This window comes from Dermabacter hominis NBRC 106157 (assembly GCF_001570785.1).
GTDB lineage: Bacteria > Actinomycetota > Actinomycetes > Actinomycetales > Dermabacteraceae > Dermabacter > Dermabacter hominis.
On sequence record NZ_BCSI01000021.1, the window covers coordinates 1 to 4,141 of the forward strand.

The 4,141-nt window shown below is 60.3% G+C and carries 5 protein-coding genes; 1 reads left to right on the forward strand and 4 read right to left on the reverse strand.

All coding sequences use genetic code 11. The features are described from left to right. On the reverse strand, positions 1-477 hold a 477-nt coding region (locus DEHOM01_RS09515; RefSeq protein WP_217998010.1), incomplete at its 3' end, for a carbohydrate ABC transporter permease. Between the two features lie 5 nt (positions 478-482). Beyond that, positions 483-1,781 carry an extracellular solute-binding protein gene (locus DEHOM01_RS09520; RefSeq protein ID WP_061212556.1) on the reverse strand — a complete coding sequence of 433 codons (1,299 nt, stop codon included), beginning with the start codon at positions 1,779-1,781 and terminating at the stop codon, positions 483-485. Between the two features lie 541 nt (positions 1,782-2,322). Here DEHOM01_RS09520 and DEHOM01_RS09525 point away from each other — a divergent pair. Then, a complete protein-coding gene (locus tag DEHOM01_RS09525; RefSeq protein WP_061212557.1) occupies positions 2,323-2,832 on the forward strand; it encodes an NUDIX domain-containing protein in 510 nt (169 codons plus the stop codon). Positions 2,833-2,932: 100 nt separating this feature from the next. On the opposite strand, the gene DEHOM01_RS09530 is transcribed toward DEHOM01_RS09525, so the two are convergent. Continuing rightward, positions 2,933-3,808: a carbohydrate ABC transporter permease gene (locus DEHOM01_RS09530; protein WP_082738837.1), complete on the reverse strand. Its 876-nt coding sequence runs from the start codon at positions 3,806-3,808 to the stop codon at positions 2,933-2,935. 12 nt (positions 3,809-3,820) lie between these two features. Further along, a partial coding sequence (locus DEHOM01_RS09535; RefSeq protein WP_167346679.1) for a carbohydrate ABC transporter permease occupies positions 3,821-4,141 on the reverse strand: 321 nt, incomplete at its 5' end.

The window sequence follows — 4,141 nt, forward strand, 5'->3', positions numbered from 1 at the left end:
TTCGGTTTGAAGCCACGCGATGTTCTCGAAACCGAACACGTTGATGATGGCGTTTGCGATACCGAATTGGCTCGAGAAGATCGAGCTGAACAGCATACCCATCGCGACCATCGACGTAATGTTCGGGATCAGGTAGATGACCTTGTAGGTCGTCGAGAACCTGAGGGTCGAGTTGAGCATGAGGGCGAGGATCGTCGCGAGAACAAGGGTGGGAACAGTGCCCATGACCCACAGGATCAGGGTGTTGACGAGGGATTTGTAGAAGAGGGGATCGGAGATCAGGTACTTGAAGTTGGTGAAGCCGATCAAGTCGAAGTCGCCCAACCCCGACCAGTTCGTGAACGCGAGCGCCATCGTGAAAACGACCGGCATCGCACCGAACACGAAAAAGAAGAAAAAGTACGGCGAGATGGCCAGGTATTGCGGAAGCGCCTTTTTGATGCGCGTCCCGAGTGGCCGGGGTTGGGGATTGCTCATATCTGTTACTTCACCTTGATGCCAGCCTGTTCGGCGATGCGCTTAGCGGCCGTGACCGCGTCGTTCCACGCCTTTTCAGGATCCTTGCCTGTTGATTCCATTTGTTCGAGCTCTGCAGTGAACGGTGCGATGACCGACTCGGAGTTCGGGTCTTCATACAGCGGGCGAACGGTTTCTGCGGCGGCGCTGAAGACCTCCGCGGCTTTTTGGCCGCCGAGGAATTCGACGGCACCGTCGACCTCGGGCATCGAGTGCGCCTCGGGTGCAGCGGGGAAGTTGCCGCTGAAGGTGTACTCGACTGCCTGGTTCTTCGCGTTGAGGATGAAGGAGATGAGCTCGAACGACTTCTTCGGGTCCTTCGCGCCCTTCGGGATTGTCAGGAACGAACCGCCCTGGTTGACGGCCTCACCCGGGTGCTTACACACGCGCCACTTGCCGGCAGTTTCGGGGGCGTCGACTTTCATGTCGGCGAGGTGCCAGGACGCGCCGAAGTCGGCGGGCAAGCGCCCCTCGTTGACGGCTGCCGCGGAGTCAGCGGTCTGCGAGTCAAGGGCGGCATTGATGCCGGCAGTATTCGCCTTGACCGAGAGATCCCAGGCCTTGCGGATGTGGTCCTGATCGCCGATGAACATCTGGTTTTCGTCGATGAAGCCCTTACCGCTTTGGCGGTAGGCGGTGCTGAAGATGCCGGAGCTGTTGCGGATCAGGTAGGTGCCGGGTTTCTTGGAGATGAGTTCCTTGCCGAGTTCGAAGTAGGCGTCCCATTCGCGAATCGCGGCTTCGAGTTCGGCGGGTTCGGAGGGCAGGCCCGCTTCTTCAAACACGTCGATGCGGTAGAAGAGGGCGGTGGGGCCGATGTCGATCGGGATGCCGAGCTGCTTGCCGTCTTTCGAGGTGGCCTGCTGCCACTTCCAGTCGAGGTAGTTGCCTTTGATGTCTTTTGCACCGAGCTCGTTGAGATCCTCGAAGTAGTCGGTCTTCGAGAGGAAGAAGGCGATGTCTTCACCCTTGACGCCGGTGATGTCGGGAAGGCCGGAGCCGGCACTGAAGGTCGTCGTGAGCTTCTGCTTGAAGTCGCCACCGATGACATTTTGGCGGAAGTTGATGTCGGGGAACTGTTCTTTGACGGCCTTGAGGGTGTCCTCGCTGAAGCCCTCGGGCCAGGTCCACAGAACGAAGTCCTTGTCGCTGCCACCGCCCGAGGTGGAGCCGGATTTACCGGTGGAGCAGCCCGTGAGGGCGAGAGCGACGGGGCCGAGGGTGAGCGCGCTGGCGCCCAGAAGCGAACGGCGTGAGATATCCATGGAAAACTCCGTAATTCGGAAAGCGTGAGGTTATAGGAGCTACTGAGTCCGCAGCCGTCGCGAACACGGAGCACTGAACCTTACTTCCGGGTATTGATGATGTGAATATTCGTGGGGATATAAAGCTATCCACACGGTTGGGGTTATGAATTGTGTGCGCCCCGCCGACGGTGGCGGGAAGGGCCGCGGTGCCCCAATTCGCTGGCTCCGCTGCCCGTTCGAGTATAGCGCGCGAGCGGGGGACTTTTGCCCGCGCGCAGTGCGCGGTGCGCGGGAGGCTGCTCGTGCCCGAGAGTGCGCCGACTGTAATCGCATTAGATGCGCGGCTTTGGGTGGCTTTTACAAATTGATGGGAGAGGTTTTTGTTGGCGAAAAGATCTGTATACAGATTACGTGGCCCGGGGTGGCGTACGGGGTGGCGTGCGGGGTGCGGCACGAGAGCGGCGCACCGGGCGAGGCGACCTCGACGAGCATCGACGAGAACTGTTGCCGGCGTCCGCCGACCCTGACCGGGCTCAGGCCGCCTCGCTACCGTGGAGGCATGAGCGACCTCCTCCCGAACCCCTACTTCTACCAGCAGCTGCCTACCCTCTTCAGCTCGGGTGCGGCCGTGATCCGCGACGAGCACGGTCGAATCCTCGTGGAAAAGCCGAACTACCGAGATCACTGGCTCTTGCCGGGCGGAGGCGTGGATGCCGGCGAGGATGCGCGAGAGGCAACCGCCCGGGAACTGCGCGAAGAGCTCAACCTGGATCTTCCGGTCGGCCGGCTCCTTTCGGTGAGCTGGGTTCCGTCGAGCGCGGCCTATGGCGCTCCCATGGGCGTGCACTTCGTGTTTGATGCCGGTGTCGTTTTCGCCACTGAACTTCACGAAAAGATTCGCCTTCAGGAAGCGGAGCTTGAGGACTGGGCACTCATCGATCCAAGCGACGCCGCCATCCTCTCGCCGTGGGGCGCCGAACGGGTTCACCACGCTCTCGATGTGCTCGAGGGTCGCGCGGAGGTCGATCTCTTCTCGGTCAAGAAGGGCGGGAACGCGGAAGCACCGTAAAGACCTCGGGAGCCCCGCGAGATGGGCGGGCGTCGGAAATTCCGACGGTTGCCGCGCTTACGGTGAGGGCTTTGGTGGAGGGGTGTGCTCGAGCGAGACGCTACTTCAGGGCGCCCTCGGCGATGCCGGCGATGAACTGCTTTGCGCCGATGATGAACACGATGATGAGTGGAACAACGGCGATGAGAGCCGAGGCCATGAGCATGCCGTAGTCGCTGCCGTGGGCGGTCTTGAGCTGGCTCAGCGCGACCTGAAGGGTCAGCTTGCTGGGGTCGGTGAGCACGATGAGGGGCCACATGAAGTCGTTCCACGCGCCGATGAAGGTGAACATCCCGAGGAACGCGAGTGCCGGTTTGATGATGGGCAGGCACACGTGAAGGTACTGGCGGAAGAACCCGCAGCCATCCATGCGGGCTGCTTCGAGCAGCTCGGTGGGGATGGAATTAGTCGCGTATTGCCGAAGCCAGAACACGCCGAAAGCACTCGCGAGTGAAGGGAACACGAGGGCTTTGAGATCACCGGTCCAGCCGAGTTTGCTCATAAAGAGGAACTGCGGGATGCTCGCGAGCTGGCTCGGCAAGAGGAACGTCGCCATGACGATGAGGAACAGGCCACGCTTACCCGGAAAATCAAACTTCGCAAACGTAAACGCGGTGAGGGACGCGATGATGAGGGCGAGGACCGTTACGGACACTGCTACGACAAGCGTGTTGCCCATCGCTGCCCAGATGTTGATCTTCGAGGTGATCGTTCCGATGTTTTGGCCGAGTCGATCGCCGGGGAGAACATCTGGCGGAAACTTGAAGATCGCAGATGAAGGGTGTGTCGCGAGGATGAACATCCAGTAGAACGGGAACAGCGAAATGAGCGCGCCGATCGTGAGGGCGACGTATTTCAGCACGGTCGAAAGGCGAATGGGCTTTCGCCTGCGTGGAACCGCGTTCGCGAGGGGCTTTGCTTGCGTGGTCGAACTCATGACGTTGCTCCCCTAGTCCTTTTTCTCGCGCGTGACGAGCCAGTTGATGATCGAGAAGAACATGACCACGATGAAGACTCCCCACGCGATTGCGGCGCCGTAGCCGTAGCGGTTTTCTTGGAATGCCACCGAGTAGAAGTACATGACCATCGTGAGGCCCGAGTTGTTGACGCCGCCGGAGTTTGCTGCCCCTGAATTATTGGAGGACGTCAGAACTTGCGATTCGGTGAAACTTTGAAGGGAGCCGATCGTGGACATGAGAGTCACGAACAGCACGATGGGCCGCAACTGCGGGAGCGTGATGCGGAAGAAGATTTGCCAAGAGTTCGCCCC

Excerpts from the sequence above, each read along its gene's own strand:
- DEHOM01_RS09520 (WP_061212556.1), bottom strand. The coding sequence starts at position 1,781 with ATGGATATCTCACGCCGTTCGCTTCTGGGCGCCAGCGCGCTCACCCTC.
- DEHOM01_RS09525 (WP_061212557.1), top strand. The coding sequence starts at position 2,323 with ATGAGCGACCTCCTCCCGAACCCCTACTTCTACCAGCAGCTGCCTACC.
- DEHOM01_RS09530 (WP_082738837.1), bottom strand. The coding sequence starts at position 3,808 with ATGAGTTCGACCACGCAAGCAAAGCCCCTCGCGAACGCGGTTCCACGC.